This is a genomic window from Mycobacterium sp., from assembly GCF_044223235.1.
Taxonomy (GTDB): Bacteria; Actinomycetota; Actinomycetes; order Mycobacteriales; family Mycobacteriaceae; genus Mycobacterium.
In genome coordinates this window covers 459,270-477,437 of the sequence record NZ_JBGAME010000002.1, presented here as the reverse complement: position 1 = coordinate 477,437, position 18,168 = coordinate 459,270, and the positions used below count along the sequence as shown (strand labels likewise).

At 65.5% G+C, this 18,168-nt stretch carries 15 protein-coding genes; 6 read left to right on the top strand and 9 right to left on the bottom strand.

Features of this window, described 5'->3' with window-relative positions:
- Window positions 1-20: 20 nt before the first annotated feature.
- The 6 genes from ADBZ6K_RS05310 to lysS all read right to left on the bottom strand — a co-directional run bounded on the left by ADBZ6K_RS05310 (window position 21) and on the right by lysS (window position 6,683).
- A complete protein-coding gene (locus ADBZ6K_RS05310; RefSeq protein WP_526344788.1) occupies window positions 21-563 on the bottom strand; it encodes a histidine phosphatase family protein in 543 nt (180 codons plus the stop codon).
- Window positions 560-1,354 (bottom strand): CbtA family protein, encoded by a 795-nt coding sequence (locus ADBZ6K_RS05305; RefSeq protein ID WP_526344787.1) that lies wholly within the window; start codon window positions 1,352-1,354, stop codon window positions 560-562. The genes ADBZ6K_RS05310 and ADBZ6K_RS05305 overlap by 4 nt, the downstream gene beginning before the upstream one ends.
- Before the next feature lie 27 nt (window positions 1,355-1,381).
- A complete protein-coding gene (locus tag ADBZ6K_RS05300) occupies window positions 1,382-1,597 on the bottom strand; it encodes a CbtB domain-containing protein (RefSeq protein ID WP_526344786.1) in 216 nt (71 codons plus the stop codon).
- A 285-nt stretch (window positions 1,598-1,882) separates the two neighbouring features.
- Window positions 1,883-4,405 carry an ATP-dependent protease ATP-binding subunit ClpC gene (clpC1, locus tag ADBZ6K_RS05295; RefSeq protein WP_526344785.1) on the bottom strand — a complete coding sequence of 841 codons (2,523 nt, stop codon included), beginning with the start codon at window positions 4,403-4,405 and terminating at the stop codon, window positions 1,883-1,885.
- 344 nt (window positions 4,406-4,749) lie between these two features.
- Complete coding sequence (lsr2, locus tag ADBZ6K_RS05290; protein WP_526344898.1) at window positions 4,750-5,091, bottom strand: histone-like nucleoid-structuring protein Lsr2; 342 nt, start codon at window positions 5,089-5,091, stop codon at window positions 4,750-4,752.
- Window positions 5,092-5,204: 113 nt separating this feature from the next.
- Window positions 5,205-6,683: a lysine--tRNA ligase gene (lysS, locus tag ADBZ6K_RS05285; protein WP_526344897.1), complete on the bottom strand. Its 1,479-nt coding sequence runs from the start codon at window positions 6,681-6,683 to the stop codon at window positions 5,205-5,207.
- Between the two features lie 149 nt (window positions 6,684-6,832).
- On the opposite strand from lysS, the gene ADBZ6K_RS05280 reads away from it, so the two are divergent.
- Window positions 6,833-8,098: an alanine racemase gene (locus tag ADBZ6K_RS05280; RefSeq protein WP_526344784.1), complete on the top strand. Its 1,266-nt coding sequence runs from the start codon at window positions 6,833-6,835 to the stop codon at window positions 8,096-8,098.
- Between the two features lie 9 nt (window positions 8,099-8,107).
- On the opposite strand, the gene mmsB is transcribed toward ADBZ6K_RS05280, so the two are convergent.
- Genes mmsB through chvE form a run of 3 tightly spaced genes read right to left on the bottom strand, consistent with a single transcriptional unit; the run spans window position 8,108 to window position 12,002 of the window.
- The gene (mmsB, locus tag ADBZ6K_RS05275) at window positions 8,108-9,358 is read right to left on the bottom strand and encodes a multiple monosaccharide ABC transporter permease (protein WP_526344783.1); all 1,251 of its coding nucleotides are present in this window, start codon (window positions 9,356-9,358) and stop codon (window positions 8,108-8,110) included.
- Window positions 9,355-10,887 carry a multiple monosaccharide ABC transporter ATP-binding protein gene (mmsA, locus tag ADBZ6K_RS05270; RefSeq protein WP_526344782.1) on the bottom strand — a complete coding sequence of 511 codons (1,533 nt, stop codon included), beginning with the start codon at window positions 10,885-10,887 and terminating at the stop codon, window positions 9,355-9,357. Before mmsA ends, mmsB begins: the two co-directional genes overlap by 4 nt.
- A gap of 11 nt (window positions 10,888-10,898) precedes the next feature.
- A complete protein-coding gene (chvE, locus tag ADBZ6K_RS05265; RefSeq protein ID WP_526344781.1) occupies window positions 10,899-12,002 on the bottom strand; it encodes a multiple monosaccharide ABC transporter substrate-binding protein in 1,104 nt (367 codons plus the stop codon).
- 363 nt (window positions 12,003-12,365) lie between these two features.
- Here chvE and ADBZ6K_RS05260 point away from each other — a divergent pair, with 363 nt between their 5' ends.
- The 5 genes from ADBZ6K_RS05260 (at window position 12,366) to ADBZ6K_RS05240 (ending at window position 18,162) form a co-directional block, all read left to right on the top strand.
- Window positions 12,366-13,340 (top strand): ABC transporter substrate-binding protein, encoded by a 975-nt coding sequence (locus ADBZ6K_RS05260; RefSeq protein WP_526344780.1) that lies wholly within the window; start codon window positions 12,366-12,368, stop codon window positions 13,338-13,340.
- Between the two features lie 103 nt (window positions 13,341-13,443).
- Window positions 13,444-15,033, top strand: coding sequence for a sugar ABC transporter ATP-binding protein (locus ADBZ6K_RS05255; protein WP_526344779.1), 1,590 nt, complete (start codon window positions 13,444-13,446; stop codon window positions 15,031-15,033).
- Entirely contained in the window at window positions 15,030-16,151 is a 1,122-nt protein-coding gene (locus ADBZ6K_RS05250; protein WP_526344778.1) for an ABC transporter permease, read from the top strand. Before ADBZ6K_RS05255 ends, ADBZ6K_RS05250 begins: the two co-directional genes overlap by 4 nt.
- Window positions 16,148-17,149, top strand: a complete 1,002-nt coding sequence (locus ADBZ6K_RS05245) for an ABC transporter permease (RefSeq protein ID WP_526344777.1) — start codon at window positions 16,148-16,150, stop codon at window positions 17,147-17,149. The genes ADBZ6K_RS05250 and ADBZ6K_RS05245 overlap by 4 nt, the downstream gene beginning before the upstream one ends.
- On the top strand, window positions 17,146-18,162 hold the full coding sequence (locus ADBZ6K_RS05240) for a LacI family DNA-binding transcriptional regulator (protein ID WP_526344776.1): 1,017 nt from the start codon (window positions 17,146-17,148) through the stop codon (window positions 18,160-18,162). Before ADBZ6K_RS05245 ends, ADBZ6K_RS05240 begins: the two co-directional genes overlap by 4 nt.
- Window positions 18,163-18,168 lie beyond the last annotated feature (6 nt).

The following is an 18,168-nucleotide window of genomic DNA, read 5'->3' as shown; positions in this document are numbered from 1 at the left end:
AGCGGAGGAGGAAGCCGGCGTCAGAGCCGCAGGGTCCAGCCCGACGCGCGATGGTGCAAGGTCGTCGAGCTCATCGGAGCGATGTCGATGCGCCAGAACGCCTTCGGCGGGGCGTCCAGCGCCGCCAGTATCGCCGCACGGACCACCGCAGGGTGGGTGACGCCAAGAACACGGGCGGGCGCCGCAGTCAGCGACTGCAACCAATCACCCACCCGCGCAACGAGTTGAACGACCGACTCGCCGCCGTGCGGCGCCGCCGCGGGGTCGGCGAGCCAGGCGGCAGCGGCGTCGGGCCCGATCTCGTCGAGTGACCAGCCGTGCCAGGCACCGACATCCAGATCGGCCAACCGCGGCTCGACGGATGCCGTAAGCCCGGCCAACTCCGCGGTCTGCCGGGCACGGACCTCGGGTGCGCAGACGGCTGCGTCGGCGACGCTCAACCGCGCAGCACCGACCTGTCGGTGCCCCAGACCGTTCAACGGCTCATCGGCGGGAAACCGTCCGGCCGACATGGCGTCGGTCATCGCGTGCGACACCAATGTCAGCCGGACGACTTCGGTCACGCAGAAACTGACTGCCGCTTGCCCTCGAGGAGTCGCGAAACCAGCGCACCGAACACCAGCCCGATCGTCGCCCACATCAGCACCTGGGTGCCAAGGGCGAACAACCGGAACTCGTAAAGATCGTCGGCAGGGAATCCATCGAAGACGATGGTGCCCGCCCCGTCGCGAATCGGCCCGGGTGTCTCGTCGATGGTCGGCAGAACCAGCATGACCACCACTACCGCAACGATGTACGCAGCCGCGGCGCCCAGCGTCGCATTCCAAGCGCCCAAGGTGGGCACAAGCCGCCGACCCAGGTAGATCGCCGCGACGAACAACGCCGCCGACAGCACCACCATCAGCAGGTACAGCAGGGTGCGCTGCTTGATGGTCTCGTCCAGGCTCACCGCGGGCGGGTTGGGCGGGTACTTCAACGCGGGAACGATCCACAGCGACACGAGCATTCCGCCCGCGGTCAACGCTGACAGCGCCCGCGCCGACAGGCTGGTGCGGCCGTAGGTCGCGCAGAAGACGACCGCCAGCAACGCGCCCATGGCCACGCTGAAGACGAGTACGCCGAGTCCCATGCCGATATTGGATTGGATCGCACGGGTGAACACTTCGCCGCCCTCTCCGTGCGCGTGTCCGCCGCCGTGCGCGGCCTCGATGGCTTCATGCGCCGCAGAGGTGCCGTCCTCGAAGTCGATGGCACGACCGATGACGGGCTCGATGAAGACCTTGGCCCAGATGAACGCGAGAGCCCCGGCAAGGGCGCCGGCCAGGATGCCGCGCCCGATGATGTGTTTTTCCATTGTGTTGTGTGTGTGGCGTCGACCGCGTCAGTGGCAGGGGAAGCCGAGGAGATGGCGGGCGTCGTGGACGAACTCGTGCACGTACGTGTTGGAGCCGAAGACCGAGGTGGCGCCCTGATCCATCCCGACGAAGTAGATGACCAACAACGCAAGGAACGCCGTGAGTGTCAGCCACACGACGGCCTTGGTGGCCGACAGATCTATCGCGGGTACTCGGGTCTTACGAGCTTCTGGGGATGTCATCGAAGGTCCTTTCGGGGATCACGCGTCCCGGTATCAGGCGGTGACGGGTCTCGGGTCTGACTGTGAACAGTGGCGCGACCGTTCCGGACTTTCACCGGATTCCTCGGCCCGTCGGACTACATGTGCATCGTAGACAACGGCGGTGTCGACCTGCGCGGCAACCGAAGGTTCGGCCCAGCTGAGTGCAAGGCTCTGCACCGATCGGTGACGTGCTCGCCCGCACCAGCTGATGCGAAACGGGCGGCCACCCCTGAGGGTGTCCGCCCGTTTCGTAACAACCTGTCGCTACTCGGCTGCCGTCTTGGCCAGATCCGGTTCGGATGTCTCGGGCCGCTTGGGTCCGCCGACGAACGTGAACCGGGCGTCCTCGCCAGGACCCTCGCCGTCCCAATTTTCGACGTCCACCGTGACGAGCTGGCCCGGTCCGATCTCCTCGAACAGGATCTTCTCCGAGAGCTGGTCCTCGATCTCACGCTGGATGGTCCGGCGCAGCGGCCGGGCACCCAACACGGGATCGAACCCCCGCTTGGCCAGCAAGGACTTGGCCCTCGGCGACAGCTCCATCGCCATGTCCTTGGCCTTGAGCTGGTTCGCGACACGCCCGATCATCAGGTCGACCATCTTGATGATCTCGTCCTGCGTCAGCTGATGGAACACGATGATGTCGTCGATGCGGTTGAGGAACTCCGGCCTGAAGTGCTTCTTCAGCTCGTCGTTGACCTTCTGCTTCATCCGTTCGTAGTTGTTCTCGCCGCCACCCTGGGTGAAGCCGAGACCGACCGCCTTGCTGATGTCGCTGGTACCGAGGTTCGACGTGAAGATCAGCACGGTGTTCTTGAAGTCGACCGTGCGGCCCTGACCGTCGGTGAGGCGGCCGTCTTCGAGCACCTGCAGAAGGCTGTTGTAGATCTCCTGGTGTGCCTTCTCGATCTCGTCGAACAGCACCACCGAGAACGGCTTGCGGCGCACCTTCTCGGTGAGCTGGCCGCCCTCTTCGTAGCCGACGTACCCCGGAGGGGCACCGAACAACCGCGACGCGGTGAAGCGGTCGTGGAACTCGCCCATGTCGATCTGGATGAGCGCGTCGTCGTCGCCGAACAGGAAGTTGGCCAGCGCCTTGGAGAGCTCGGTCTTACCGACACCGGACGGACCGGCGAAGATGAACGAGCCCGACGGCCGCTTCGGATCCTTCAACCCGGCACGGGTGCGGCGGATGGCCTTGGAGACAGCCTTGACGGCGTCCTCCTGGCCGATGATCCGCTTGTGCAGCTCATCCTCCATGCGCAGCAGACGGGTGGTCTCCTCCTCGGTCAGCTTGAACACGGGGATGCCGGTCCAGTTGCCGAGCACCTCGGCGATCTGCTCGTCGTCGACCTCGGCGACCACGTCCAGATCACCGGAACGCCACTGCTTCTCCCGCTCCGCGCGCTGGGCCACCAGCTGCTTCTCGCGGTCACGCAGCGCCGCGGCCTTCTCGAAGTCCTGCGCATCGATGGCGCTTTCCTTCTCCCGGCGGGCATCGGCGATCTTCTCGTCGAACTCGCGCAGGTCTGGCGGCGCGGTCATCCGGCGGATGCGCATCCGCGCACCAGCCTCGTCGATCAGGTCGATGGCCTTGTCCGGCAGGAAGCGGTCGTTGATGTAGCGGTCGGCCAGGGTCGCGGCGGCCACCATGGCGCTGTCAGTGATCGAGACGCGGTGGTGCGCCTCGTACCGATCGCGCAGACCCTTGAGGATCTCGATGGTGTGCTCGACCGTCGGCTCACCGACCTGCACCGGCTGGAACCGGCGCTCCAGGGCGGCGTCCTTCTCGATGTACTTGCGGTACTCGTCGAGAGTGGTCGCGCCGATGGTCTGCAGTTCACCGCGGGCCAGCTTCGGTTTGAGGATGCTCGCCGCGTCGATGGCGCCCTCGGCGGCACCCGCCCCGACCAGCGTGTGCAGCTCGTCGATGAACAGGATGATGTCGCCGCGGGTGTTGATCTCCTTGAGCACCTTCTTGAGGCGTTCCTCGAAATCACCGCGGTAGCGCGAGCCGGCCACCAACGAACCGAGGTCGAGCGTGTAGAGCTGCTTGTCCTTCAGCGTCTCGGGCACCTCGCCGTGCACGATCGCCTGCGCCAGACCCTCGACCACGGCGGTCTTGCCCACGCCGGGCTCGCCGATCAGAACGGGGTTGTTCTTGGTGCGGCGGGACAGCACCTGCATCACCCGCTCGATTTCCTTCTCGCGGCCGATGACGGGATCGAGCTTGCCCTCCATCGCGGCGGCGGTCAGGTTACGTCCGAACTGGTCGAGCACCAGCGACGTCGACGGGTTGCCCGACTCGCCCCCACGACCGCCGGTGCCGGCCTCGGCAGCTTCCTTGCCCTGGTAGCCGGACAGCAGCTGGATCACCTGCTGGCGCACCCGCGTCAGCTCGGCACCGAGCTTGACCAGCACCTGGGCGGCCACGCCCTCGCCCTCGCGAATCAGACCGAGCAGGATGTGCTCGGTGCCGATGTAGTTGTGGCCGAGCTGAAGGGCCTCGCGCAGGGACAGCTCGAGCACCTTCTTGGCACGCGGGGTGAACGGGATGTGCCCGGACGGCGCCTGCTGGCCCTGGCCGATGATCTCCTCGACCTGGCTGCGAACGCCTTCGAGGGAAATGCCCAGCGACTCCAGCGACTTGGCGGCTACGCCCTCACCTTCATGAATAAGGCCCAGCAGGATGTGCTCGGTCCCGATGTAGTTGTGGTTGAGCATCCGGGCTTCTTCTTGAGCCAGGACGACGACCCTGCGGGCACGGTCGGTAAATCTCTCGAACATCGGCGGTTACCTGCTCTCCATCAGTAACACGGCGCAGCGCATATCAGACACACACTGTGCCTGCCGTCCACTGTAATGGGCGGCGGCGCCGGGCGCGGTGGTTGGGCGGTCCTTCCGCCCCGCGCGGGCCCGAGCTGCTTCGCGGTTCGATCCGCCGCTATCAGCCCAGGCCCGGCGCTCGAGAAGAGCAACGCGGTGGCTGTGGAAATCGTTTCCTGACAGGTCGGGCAGCCAGTTCGCCCCTAGCGAAAGACCCATGGCCGGCGCTACCGCAGCCACCCCGCCGTGGCAACCGCCGATTTCGTTGCGGGTTCTGCGGTGCGCGGCTTCTGAGTTGCGAGCTTTTACGTGGCCGCGTGGAAGGCGTCGATGACGTCGGCGGGGATCCGCCCGCGCGTCGAGACGTTATGTCCGTTGCGACGTGCCCAGTCCCGGATCGCGGCGCTCTGCTCGCGGTCGATCGCGCCGCGGCCCCGCCCAGGCGCCACCGTGCGTCCGCGCCTGCGGCCTCCGACCCTACGGCCCGCCTCCACCCACTGCTTCAGATCGTTACGAAGCTTGGAGGCATTCTTGTTGGAAAGATCGATCTCGTAACTGACACCGTCGAGGCCGAATTCGACCGTTTCGTCGGCGGTGCCGGCACCGTCGAAATCGTCGACCAATGTGACGGTCACCTTCTTTGCCATTCCCCACTGACCCTTCTGCTCGCGCATTGGTTCACTCCGTTGCGCCCGAACCCAGAACTCCAATGTGCCATAGGAACGCAGACCATTCAACAACGCGAGCTCCGAGTGTTCTGTCAGTTGATGTGACGTCGAACAATCGGGAACAAAACCGTCTCACGAATTGAGAGGCCCGTCAGCGCCATCAACAACCGATCGATACCCATTCCGGTGCCCGTGGTGGGCGGCATCCCATACTCCAACGCGGCCAGAAAATCCTCATCGAGGACCATTGCCTCATCGTCGCCTGCGGCCGCAGCGCGCGCCTGCGCCTCGAATCGCTCCCGCTGGACTATCGGGTCGATCAGTTCGGAATAGCCGGTGGCCAACTCGAACCGTCGCATGTATAGGTCCCACTTTTCTGTGACACCAGGAATGCTGCGGTGCGACCGGGTAAGTGGGGCCGTCTCGACCGGGAAGTCGCGAACGAAGGTTGGCGCCCACAAAGCGTGCCCGACCGTATGCTCCCAGAGTTCCTCGACGAGTTTCCCGTGCCCATATCCGCGGTCCGTCGGGACCTCGACTCCGAGCCGTTCGGCGAGGCGCCACAAGTAGTCGGCGGGCGTGCTCGGAGTGATCTCTTCACCGAGGGCATCCGACAGAGAGGGGTACATTTCTATCGTGTCCCATTGCCCATCCAGGTCGTAGATTGTGCCATCGGGCAATGGCACTTGACGCGTCCCGATCGCCTCGTCGGCGACCTCCTGAATTAGTTCCCGCGTGACGATCGCAGAATCGTTGTAGTCGCCATACGCCTGATATGTCTCAAGCATCGCGAATTCGGGCGAATGCGTCGAATCAGCGCCTTCGTTTCTGAACACCCGATTGAGTTCGAAGACCCGCTCGAAACCGCCCACCAAGCATCTCTTCAGGAACAGTTCCGGAGCGATGCGCAGGTACAGATCGACGTCGAGCGCGTTGGAGTGGGTGACGAACGGACGGGCCGCGGCGCCCCCCGCGAGCGTCTGGAGTATGGGCGTCTCGACCTCGAGAAAACCTCGCCGTTCCAGCGCAGACCGCACCGCACGCACGACGGCGACGCGCTGACGGGCGATGGTCCGCGCCTCGGGTCGCACGATCAGATCGACGTACCGCTGCCGCACTCGGGACTCTTCGCTCATCTCCTTATGCGCGACGGGCAGTGGCCGCAGAGCCTTGGATGCGATTTGCCAGAAATCGGCCAGCACAGACAATTCGCCCCGGCGCGAACTGATCACCTCACCACGGACGAACACAATGTCACCGAGGTCGACATCGCTTTTCCACTGGTCGAGGGATTCCTGCCCCACCTTCGCCAGACTGATCATCGCCTGGAGCTGGGTGCCGTCGCCCTCCTGAAGCGTCGCGAAACACAGCTTGCCGGAGTTACGAGCGAACACCACCCGGCCCGCGACGCCGACACGGTCACCCGTTTCCGCCCCTGCGGGCAGGTCGGGATAGACGCGCCGGATGTCGGCGAGTGTGTGGGTGCGCCCGACGTCAACGGGGTAGGGATCGCGGCCCTCGGCGAGCAGCCGCTCTCGTTTGGCCTGACGAATCCGGAACTGTTCGGGGATGTCGGCGTCGGCGGCGGACGACTCGCTCGCCCTGCCCTCGACATTCGGCGGCCCGCCGCCCTCAACATTCGGCGGCCCGCCGCCCTCAACATTCGGCGGCCCGCCGCCGTTATCGGCTGATATCACGAGGTGCCAGCTTAAATGAACGAATGTCCCTCGGACTTGACGCCGCAAGCGTTTCCGCGCTAGCGGACGAACCGATCGATTGGCGCTTCAAAGGCCTGCCCGCCTCGTGGTGGGGATCGACCCCGGCGCAGATCTGTCACCGATCCCCCGGCCTGTTCGACGACGGGCCGGTGTCCCCGGTGTGCGTGCTACACGCCAGTGCCCTCGCGCATAACCTCAGCACCATGGCGCGCTGGTGTCGCAAGCACCGGGTGGAGCTCGCCCCGCATGGCAAGACGCATATGGCGCCGCAGCTCATCGAACGGCAGCTCGGTGCGGGCGCGACCGCCATCACGGCGGCGACCATCAGTCAGGTCCGCACTTTGCGGGCGTTCGGGGTCCGCGACGTGATACTCGCCAACGAGCTGGTAGATCCCGCCGGATTGCGGTGGCTGGCCGATGAGATGGCGCGCGATCCCTTGTTCGACCTCGTCTGCTGGGTCGATTCCATCCGGGGAGTGGAGCTGATGTCGACCGCGCTGTCGGCCGCCGGCGCGGCGCGCCCGGTGGACGTGTGTGTCGAGGTCGGCATGCCCGGCGGACGGACCGGCTGCCGGGCAGCGGCGGCCAGCGATGCGGTGGCCCGCGCGGCGGCTGCCTCGCCACAGCTGCGGCTGGTCGGGGTGGCCGGCTACGAGGCGGCGCTCGGCCACGACGTGACACCGGATGCGCTTGCCCGGGTCGGGGGATATCTCGCCGAGCTGCGGGCCACCGCGGTCCGCCTTGCCGGACTGTTCGAGACCGAGCACGTGATCGTGACCGCCGGGGGGAGCACGTATTTCGATGAGGTCGCCGACGCGCTCGGCGGTGAGTGGCCCCAGGGCATGTCCGTCCGCACGGTGTTGCGCAGCGGGTGCTACCTGACCCACGACGACGGGCTGTACCGGCGCACGTCGCCGCTGGCCAGAACCGGGCTGACCGGTTCGTCGCACCTGCGCCCGGCACTGAGCGTGTGGGCGCAGGTGATCTCACGTCCCGAACCCGATCTCGCGCTGGTGGCGATGGGCCGGCGCGACGTGTCGTTCGACCAGGACCTACCGATCCCCTACGGGCTCTCCGGGCAGGTCACCAAACTCAACGATCAGCACGCCTACCTGCGACTCGGCCCCGAGGACCGAGATGCCGCCGAGGTCGGAACCTGGCTGCAGTTCGGCATCTCACACCCGTGCACCGTCTTCGACAAGTGGGCGATGATCCCGATGCTCGACCACGACAATCGCGTGGTCGAGCTGATCAGGACGTTCTTCTGATGCGGCCGGTCACCTGCCGCCCTTGCGCCGGTTGTACACGTCGAACCCGACCGCGGCCAGCAGCACCAGGCCCTTGATCACCTGCTGGACGTCACTGCCGATACCCAGGATCGACATTCCGTTGTTGAGCACGCCGAGCACCAGTCCGCCGACGATCGCACCGAGAACGGTCCCGACGCCACCGCTCGACGAGGCGCCGCCGATGAAAGCCGCCGCGATCGCCTCGAGCTCGAAGTTGATGCCCGCCTGCGGCGTTGCGGAGTTCAGTCGCGCCGCGAACAGCAGTCCCGCGACCGCAGCCAGCGCACCCATGTTCACGAAGACGAGCATCGTGATCCGCTTGTTGCGGATGCCCGACAGCTGCGCCGCGGCGGCGTTGCCACCCACGGCATACACCTGACGGCCGAGCACCGTGTTACGCATGACGAAGGCGTACACCAGCGTCAGCACCACCAGGATGATGCCGACGATCGGCACACCGCGGTAGCTTGCGAGCAACAGGGTCACCACCGCCAGCGCCGCGACGATCGCCGCGCACTTGCCGATGAACAACGGTGTGGCCAGAACCTCCTGGCCGTACCGGATCTGGGACCGCCTGCGCCGGATCTGGGTCAACAGTGCGGCGACCATCATCACGGCGCCGAGGATCACCGTCGGCCAGTGGTACACGCTGTTCACACCGATCTCGGGCAGGAATCCACTGCTGACCTGTTCGAGACCATGCGGCATCGGCGCAATCGACTGACCCTCCAGCAGATACTGGGTGGCGCCGCGGAAAACCAACATGCCGCCCAGGGTGACGATGAAGGACGGGATGCCGACATAGGCGATCCAGAAGCCCTGCCACGCACCGATCAACGCGCCCATGGCAATACACAGCACGACGCCGACCGGCCACGGCATGCCGTGGCTGACCATCAGCACCCCCGACATCGCGCCGATGAAACCGGCTATCGACCCGACCGACAGGTCGATGTGGCCGGAGATGATCACGATCACCATGCCGATCGCGAGCACCAGGATGTAGCCATTCTGCTGAATGATGTTGGTGACGTTGAGCGGCTTGAGCAGGATGCCACTGGTCCACACCTGGAACAGCAGCACGATGGCGCAGAGCGCGACCACCATGCCCGACTGACGCACATGTGCCAAAAGGAAGGCGCTGGTCCTGCTCCACAGCGAGGGATGTTGCGGCGGAACGCCGTTCGGCGTACCCGGTGCGACAGGGTTCTCGGATGTCTGTTCGACGGTGGTGGTCACTGTGTTCGTCCCTTCATCATGTATCGCATCAAGGTCTCCTGGGTGGCATCCGCCCTGGCCACCTCACCGGTGAGCCGACCTTCGTTGAGTGTGTAGATCCGGTCGCAAAGACCAAGCAGCTCAGGAAGTTCCGACGAGATGACAATGACTGCCTTGCCGCGCGCCGCGAGTTCATTGATGATCGTGTAGATCTCGTATTTGGCGCCGACATCGATGCCGCGGGTCGGCTCGTCGAGGATCAGCACATCGGGGTCGGTGAACAGCCACTTGCTGAGTACGACCTTCTGCTGGTTTCCGCCGGACAGCTTGCCGGTCACGACACTCGCCGAGGGCGCCTTGATGCGCATCGAGTTACGGTATTGCTCGGCGACGCGGGCCTCGTCGTGCGCGTTGATCACCCTTCTGCGACTCACCTTTCGCAGCGACGGAAGGGTGATGCTCTGGGCGATGCTGTCCATCAGGTTCAGCCCCAGGTGCTTTCGATCCTCGGTGGCATACGCGATCCCGTTCCTGATCGCCTCCGGTACGGACCTGGTGCTGATCTCGAGTCCTTGTTTGTAAACCGTTCCGCCGGAGTACTTTCCGTAGGTACGGCCGAAGACACTCATCGCGAGTTCAGTTCGGCCCGCTCCCATCAACCCGGCGATGCCGACGATCTCGCCGGCGCGTACGTCGACGGACACGTCGTCGACGACCTTTCGGTGCTGATCGATCGGATGCAGCACGGTCCAGTTCGCCACGGCGAACGCAACATCGCCGATCTCGCGCTCGGGCCGCGGCGGGAAGCGCTGGGTGAGATCGCGGCCCACCATGCCCCGGACGATGCGATCCTCGGTGAGGTCGTCGTTCACGGCGAGCGTCTCGATGGTCCTGCCGTCACGCAACACGGTGATCGAGTCGGCCACCCTGGTCACCTCGTTGAGCTTGTGCGAGATGATGATGCTGGTGATGCCGTGCTCTCGGAGGTCGACGATGAGATCGAGCAGGTGGCGGCTGTCGGAGTCGTTGAGCGCGGCCGTCGGCTCGTCGAGGATAAGCAGGCGAACATCCTTGGCCAGTGCCTTGGCGATCTCGACAAGCTGCTGCTTGCCCACTCCGATGTCGGCGACACGTGTCTGCGGGCTCTCCCGCAGGCCCACCCTCTCGAGCAGGGCACGGGCCTCGCTGAGCGTTCGGTCCCAGCTGATCACCCCGCCCCGCGCGAGTTCGTTTCCCAGATAAAGGTTTTCGGCAATCGACAGATACGGCACCAGCGCGAGCTCCTGGTGGATGATGACGATGCCCGCCCGCTCGCTGCCGCGGATGTCCTTGAACTCACAGCCTGACCCGTCGAGCAGGATCTCGCCGTCGTAGCTGCCATGGGGATACACCCCGCTGAGGACTTTCATCAGCGTCGACTTGCCTGCGCCGTTCTCCCCGCAGATCGCGTGGATCTCACCACGCCGGACCGTCAGATCCACCTCCGACAGGGCCTTCACTCCGGGGAACTGCTTGGTGATGCCGCGCATCTCGAGCAATGTTGTGGTCATCGTCGCGCCGATCAGCTGATCTCGGACTCGGAGTAGTAGCCGGAGTCCACCAACACCTTCTGGTAGTTCGACTTGTCCACGCTGACCGGATCGAGCAGGTAGGACGGCACGATCTTGGCGCCGTTGTCGTAGGTCTTGGTGTCGTTGACCTCCGGCGTGCCACCGGTCAGAACCGCGTCGGCTTCCTGGACGGCGGCCCCCGCCAGCTCCCTGGTGTCCTTGAACACCGTCTGCGTCTGCTCACCGGCCACGATCGACTTCACCGAGGCCAACTCCGCGTCCTGGCCGGTAACGATCGGTAGCGGCTTGGCCGAATTGCCATACCCGGAACTCTTCAGCGCCGAGATGACGCCGCGGGAGATCCCGTCGTAGGGTGACAGCACCGCGTCGACCCGTGCGGTGGTGTAGGCCTGGCTGAGCAGGTTGTCCATCCTGGACTGTGCCAGCCCGCCGTCCCACCGGAGCGTGCCGACCTGGTCGAACGACATCTGACCGCTTTTGACGACGAGGCTGCCCTTGTCGATGTAGGGCTGAAGCACACTCATCGCGCCCTGGAAGAAGTACGTGGAGTTGTTGTCGTCGGGCGAGCCGGCGAACAGTTCGATGCTGAACGGCCCCTTGCCCTGCTCGAGGCCGAGCTTGTCGACGATGTACGAGCCCTGCAGAACACCGACCTTGAAGTTGTCGAAAGTGGCGTAGTAGTCGACGTTGGGCGTGCCCTTGATCAGGCGGTCGTAGCTGATCACCGGGATGTTCATATCCGCGGCATGTTGCAGGGTGTTGGTCAGCGACGACCCGTCGATGGGCGCGATCACCAGCAACTTCACCCCCTTGGTGATCATGTTCTCGATCTGCGACACCTGGTTCTGCACCACGTCGTCGCCGTACTGCAGATCGGTCTGGTAGCCCAGCGCCTGAAACTGATCCACCATGTTCTGGCCGTCGGCCACCCAGCGCTCCGACGCCTTGGTGGGCATGGCGATGCCGATGGTGCCCTTGTCACCGCCCTCGGCACCGGCTGCGCCTGCCCCGGCGCCGGTCTCCCGTCCACACCCGGTGAGCAGCAGGGTGATCAGCACTGTCGCCAGCGTGGCGACCCACATGAATTTCCGCACAAGATCCTCCTGACTTTGCGCACCCGATGTCGGCTGACCGGAAAACGTCATCGGACCGAGCGGTCCAGATACCAACATGTGAGCGTTAACATTGTGCGGCGTCAGTATGTGATGGGCCTCACGTGATTGTCAACACATGACCGGTTCCATGGCATTTAACTGCGGCTTCATTGAATATGACCGACGGGTCCGGTGCCCGTAGTCTCGGATCGGCGCAATCACCGACGACCGTTGACAGCTTACGATTGTTAGCGTTAACATCAACGCCCTGTAACCCCGGTCACACTCTCCGGCGACGAGCGGCCAGCACCCGTACACGACCCGCGAGCGGACCGACCCCATTCGAGACAGTGAGGGCACGCGGTGAAGAAAATCCTTGCAGCGGCGCTTGGAACGATGGTCGCGGCGGCATTGACCGCATGCGGTAGCGGTCCAGCGCCGGGCGGCGGTTCCGATGACGGCACCATCACCATGGGCTTCTCCCAGGTGGGCGCCGAAAGCGGTTGGCGCACCGCAAATACCAAGTCCATCCAGGACGCAGCGGCCGCAGCGGGTATCGACCTGAAGTTCTCCGACGCCAACGGTAAGCAGGAGAACCAGATTTCGGCGATCCGCTCGTTCATCCAGCAGCACGTCGACGTGATCGCGTTCAGCCCCGTCGTGCGAACCGGATGGGACGCAGTGCTGTTGGAGGCGAAGAATGCCGGCATCCCGGTGATCCTCACGGATCGCGCCGTGGACACCGAGGAGACCGATGTCTACAAGACGTTCGTCGGTGCCGATTTCGTCGACGAGGGCCGCCGCGCCGGGGAGTGGGTGGTGCAGCAGTTCGCCACCGCACCCGGTCAGGTCAACATCGTCGAACTCGAGGGGACAACGGGAGCCGATCCCGCGCTCGATCGGAGCAAGGGCTTCGCCGAGGCGATCAGCGCGAACCCGAATCTCAAGGTGATCGCCTCGCAGACTGGAGATTTCACACGGTCCGGCGGTAAGCAGGTGATGGAGGCCTTCCTCAAGGCCAACCCGGATATCGACGTCGTGTTCGCGCAGAACGACGACATGGGGCTCGGCGCGGTCGAGGCCATCGAGGCGGCCGGGTACAAACCTGGGCAGGACATCAAGATCGTCGCGGTGGACGCGACGCATGATGGCATGCAGGCCCTCGCCGACGGCCGGTTCTCCTACCTCGTGGAATGCAACCCGTTGCTGGGGCCGCAACTGATGGATCTGGCCAAGAAGGTCGTGGCGGGTGAACCGGTACCACCGCGCGTCGTCGTTCCCGATCAGACCTTCGACCAGCAGCAGGCGATCGCGGCTCTGCCCGACCGCAAGTACTGACCTGCAGCGACATCGAGCGCCGTCCCGACGGGCGGTGACATCCCGACGCCCGTCCGGGCCGGCGCTCGAAATACCAAGTCACTAAACATGAAAGCGACATCTGATGACTTCCACCCTCACGCCTGCCATCGCTCCGGTGGTGCAGCTTCGTGGCATCAGCATCGCCTTCCCGGGCGTCAAGGCTCTCGACGACGTCGACTTCCGGTTATTCCCCGGTGAGGTGCACGCCTTGATGGGTGAGAACGGGGCGGGCAAGTCGACACTGATCAAGGCGCTCACGGGCGTCTACGAGGTCGACGGTGGCTCGATCACGGTCGAAGGCACGCCGCGCCGGTTCACCGGGCCGCGGCAGGCGCAGGAAGCCGGCATCAGCACGGTGTACCAAGAGGTCAACCTGTGCCCCAACCTCACGGTCGCAGAGAACATCCTGCTCGGCCGTGAGCCACGCAGGTTCGGCCGCATTCACTACCGGGAGCTCAATCGTGTTGCCCGGGAGCTGTTGTCGCATCTGGAACTGGACATCGATCCGCGCTCGACGCTGGGCAGCCATCCGATCGCCGTGCAGCAACTCGTCGCGATCGCCAGGGCCACCGCGGTCTCCGCCCGCGTGCTGATCCTCGACGAGCCGACCTCCAGCCTCGACGCCGACGAGGTCACCGAGCTGTTCCGGGTGATCCGACGGCTGCGCAGCGGCGGTACCGCTGTGCTGTTCGTCTCCCACTTCCTCGATCAGGTCTACGAGATCTCCGACCGGATGACCGTGCTTCGCAACGGCCGCCTCGTCGACGAATACCGAACCGCCGATCTCACGCACCACCAGTTGGTCGCCGCGATGCTCGGCCGCGAGGTCGACCTGCTCGACGAGATCGCCGACACCTCCCCGGGCGCCCACCGCGATGACAGCGTGCCGCCGATCGTCCGCGCGGTCGACACCGGCCGCAAGCCGCGGATCCAGCCGATGAACCTCGACATCTTCTCGGGCGAGGTGGTGGGTCTGGCCGGGCTCCTCGGTTCGGGGCGAACGGAGTTCGCGCGTCTGCTGTTCGGAGCCGACCGCGCCACCAGCGGTCACATCACCGTCGACGGCGTTGCTGCGAGGATGCGCTCACCGCGTGCGGCGGTCGCCAAGCGGTTCGCCTTCACCTCGGAGAACCGCAAGGGTGAGGGGATCGTCGGGGAGCTCAGCGTCCGTGACAATCTGGTGCTGGCGCTGCAGGCCAGGCGCGGATTCGTCCGCCCGTTGTCCAACAGAGCCAAAGACGTGCTTGTGCAACGGTATATGGAGATGCTGGACATCCGGCCGCGCAACCCCGATGTCCTCATCAAGAATCTCAGCGGCGGCAACCAGCAGAAGGTGCTGTTGGCCCGGTGGCTGATCACCGAGCCGCGGCTGTTCATTCTCGACGAACCAACCCGCGGCATCGACGTCGGGGCCAAGGCGCAGATCCAGAAGCTGGTCGCCGACCTCGCCGCCGACGGCATGGGCGTCCTGTTCATCTCGGCCGAACTCGATGAGGTCGCGCGCATCAGTGACCGCATCGCGGTGCTGCGCGACGGGTACAACGTGGCCCAGATAGCCGGGGGGTGTGGGGTTTCGGACCTCACGAATCTCATCGCGGGCGCGAGCCCGCAATCCGGCCCAGCGGGCGCGAGCCCGCAATCCGGCCCAGCGGGCGCAGGAGGTCAACGATGATGCGTCGCCTGACCGCCTCTGCGCTGATCTGGCCGGCACTGGCCCTCGTCCTGCTGCTCGCGTTCAACACCGCTCTGACGCCGAACTTCCTGAGCGTGCGGGTCGAGGACGGCCATCTGTACGGCAGCGTCATCGACATCCTGCGCAACGGCGCCCCGACCATGCTCGTCGCGCTGGGCATGACCTTGGTCGTCGCGTCGCGCGGCATCGACCTGTCGGTAGGCGCGGTGGTGGCGATCTCGGGCGCCCTGGCCTGCGCCCACATCGCCGCGTCCACCGACCCCGCCGGCTTGCCGACCATCGTGTCCGCGATGGCCATCGCGCTCGGAGCCGCGGTACTGCTCGGGCTGTGGAACGGCGTGCTGGTGTCCGTCTTCGGGATTCAGCCGATCATCGCGACACTGGTGTTGATGACGGCCGGCCGCGGCATCGCGCTGCTGATCACCGGCGGCCAGATCGTCACGGTCACCAGCGATCCGTTCAAGGCCCTCGGTGCGGGTTACGTGTTCGGGCTACCGGTCGCGATCCTGGTGAGCCTGGCGGTGTTCGCCGCGGTCGGGCTCATCACCCGGCGAAGTGCGCTGGGCATGCTGCTGGAATCGGTGGGGATCAACCCCGCGGCGAGCCGGCTGGCCGGTGTTCGCTACCGCACGATCGTGTTCGCGGTGTACGTGTTCTGCGCCCTGTGCGCAGGTATCGCAGGACTGATGATCGCCTCCAACATCTCCGCTGCCGACGCCAACAACGCCGGTCTGTGGATCGAGATGGACGCGATCCTGGCCGTGGTGATCGGCGGCACGTCGCTCCTGGGCGGACGGTTCAGCCTCACCGGAACCATCCTCGGCGCCCTGATCATCCAGACACTGACCACCACGGTCTATACGGCGGGGATCACCCCGGAGACCACGCTGGTGTTCAAGGCGGTGGTGGTGATCGCGGTCTGCCTGCTGCAGGCGCCCAAGTTCCGCCAACTGACAAGGCGCAGGCGCGGCACAGCGCCCCCGTCGGAACCGCGATCGGCCCCCGGGCAATCCGCCGACGCTCCTCGAAATCCGTCTGAGCGGGTCTTGAGCCCCACATCCGGTCCGGCAGGGACCGACAAGGTAGGCGCATCGTGAGTACCCAGACACTGCACCGGTCCACGTTCAGCACCCCCGCCGCGGCGGCGCGGGTGCGCGGGCGCTACCTGTCGCCCATGGCGTCGCTCGCGTTGTTCGTGGTGTTGTTCTGCGCCGTCATCGCGCGCTACGACTTCGCCAATCCGGACCAGGTTTTCCTGAACCTGTTCGTCGACAACTCGTATCTGATCGTGCTGGCGGTCGGGATGACCTTCGTGATCCTCACCGGCGGCATCGACCTCAGCGTCGGTTCGGTGGTGGCGCTGTCGACGGTCATCCTCGCGAAGGCCCTGCAGTCCGGTTGGCCCGCACCCTTAGCCATCGCGACGGTCCTGGTGGTCGGGCCCCTACTCGGGCTGATGATGGGCGCGGTGATCGAGTACTTCGATGTGCAGCCGTTCATCGTGACCCTGGCGGGCATGTTCCTGGCCCGCGGCCTGTGCTACGTCATCAGTGTCGAGACGCTGCCCATCAAGGACCCTCTGCTGCGTTCCCTCGGCCTGAACTACCTGTACCTGTACGCCGACAAATTCATCCGCTGGACCGTGGTCATCGCGCTGACCGTCGTGGTGGTGGCGGTATACGTCCTGCACCAGACCCGTTTCGGCAGAACCGTTTACGCGATCGGCGGCAACCGCCAGTCGGCCCAGCTGATGGGGCTGCAGGCGCGCGGTGCGCGGGTGTCGGTGTACGTGATCAGCGGCTTCTGCGCGGCCCTTGCCGGCCTGCTGCTCGGTGTCCAGAAGCTGTCGGGGTACAGCCTCAACGGTGTCGGGCTGGAACTCGACGCCATCGCCGCCGCGGTGATCGGCGGTGTGCTGCTTTCCGGCGGAGTGGGATTCGTGCTCGGATCGCTGATCGGGGTACTCGTCCTTGGCACCATCCAGGTGTTCGTCACCGCTGAGAACCTGGACTCCTACTGGACCAGGATCATGACCGGCATCCTGCTGCTCATCTTCGTGCTGGTGCAGCGAATCCTCGTGAGGAGCGACAAATGACCAGCGAACCGAACCCGCCGCGCAGGCCCGTCATGGCCGATGTCGCCCGCCTGGCCGGTGTGTCACACCAGACCGTGTCGCGGGTCATCAACGGCGCCGAGAGCATCCGGCCCGAGACACGGGCCCGCGTCGAGCGCGCGATCGCCGACCTCGGCTACCACCCCAACACCGCCGCCCGCGCACTGGTCACCAAGAAGTCCAAGACCATCGGGATCATCGGCAGCAACACCGCGCTCTACGGTCCCGCCAGCATCCAATACTCGGTTCAGGAGGCGGCGCGCACCGCAGGCTATTTCACCAGCCTGGTGACGCTGGCCGCGGTGACCCACGACGAACTGCGCGGTGCGCTGGACTATCTGAGCCGCCAGTCGGTCGAAGCGATCATCATGATCGTCACGCAGCAGGATGCGCTCGCCGTGGTCCGCGCCGAGGCGACCACCACCCCCCTGATCGTCGTCGAGGGTGAACTGTCGGGCCGCGGACTGAGCGTCGGCGTCGACCAGACCGAAGGTGCACGGCTGGCCACCCGCCACCTGATCGACCTCGGGCACCGCGACATCGTGCACGTCTGCGGTCCGCTCACCTGGACGGAGGCACGCGCCAGGCGCAGCGGCTACATCGAGGTGATGCGCAGCGCGGGGCTGTCCGTGCGAACCGACCTCGAAGGCGACTGGAGTCCGGCCAGGGGCTACGAGATCGGCCTCGAACTGGTTGCCAGACGGGACTTCTCGGCGGTCTTCGCCGCCAACGACCAGATGACCATCGGGATGCTGCACGCGTTCGCGCAGGCGGGTATCTCGGTGCCGGAGGACATCAGCGTGGTCGGGTTCGACGACATCCCCGAAGCCGCGTATCTCAATCCCGCCCTGACCACCGTCCGTCAGGATTTCCGCGCAGTCGGTCAGCGTGCGATCGACCTGCTCACCGCGGTACTCGACGGTGTCCCTTCGGCAACTCCGTTGCTGGCACCCGAGCTCATCGTCCGCGACAGCACCCGTCCCCACGCAAGTTGAGGAAGA

Bases quoted from the DNA above. Each gene is read 5' to 3' on its own strand.
- lsr2 (WP_526344898.1), bottom strand. From the start codon at position 5,091: ATGGCAAAGAAGGTGACCGTCACATTGGTCGACGATTTCGACGGTGCC.
- ADBZ6K_RS05305 (WP_526344787.1), bottom strand. From the start codon at position 1,354: ATGGAAAAACACATCATCGGGCGCGGCATCCTGGCCGGCGCCCTTGCC.
- ADBZ6K_RS05250 (WP_526344778.1), top strand. From the start codon at position 15,030: ATGATGCGTCGCCTGACCGCCTCTGCGCTGATCTGGCCGGCACTGGCC.
- ADBZ6K_RS05255 (WP_526344779.1), top strand. From the start codon at position 13,444: ATGACTTCCACCCTCACGCCTGCCATCGCTCCGGTGGTGCAGCTTCGT.
- mmsA (WP_526344782.1), bottom strand. From the start codon at position 10,887: ATGACCACAACATTGCTCGAGATGCGCGGCATCACCAAGCAGTTCCCC.
- ADBZ6K_RS05280 (WP_526344784.1), top strand. From the start codon at position 6,833: ATGTCCCTCGGACTTGACGCCGCAAGCGTTTCCGCGCTAGCGGACGAA.
- clpC1 (WP_526344785.1), bottom strand. From the start codon at position 4,405: ATGTTCGAGAGATTTACCGACCGTGCCCGCAGGGTCGTCGTCCTGGCT.
- ADBZ6K_RS05300 (WP_526344786.1), bottom strand. From the start codon at position 1,597: ATGACATCCCCAGAAGCTCGTAAGACCCGAGTACCCGCGATAGATCTG.
- ADBZ6K_RS05240 (WP_526344776.1), top strand. From the start codon at position 17,146: ATGACCAGCGAACCGAACCCGCCGCGCAGGCCCGTCATGGCCGATGTC.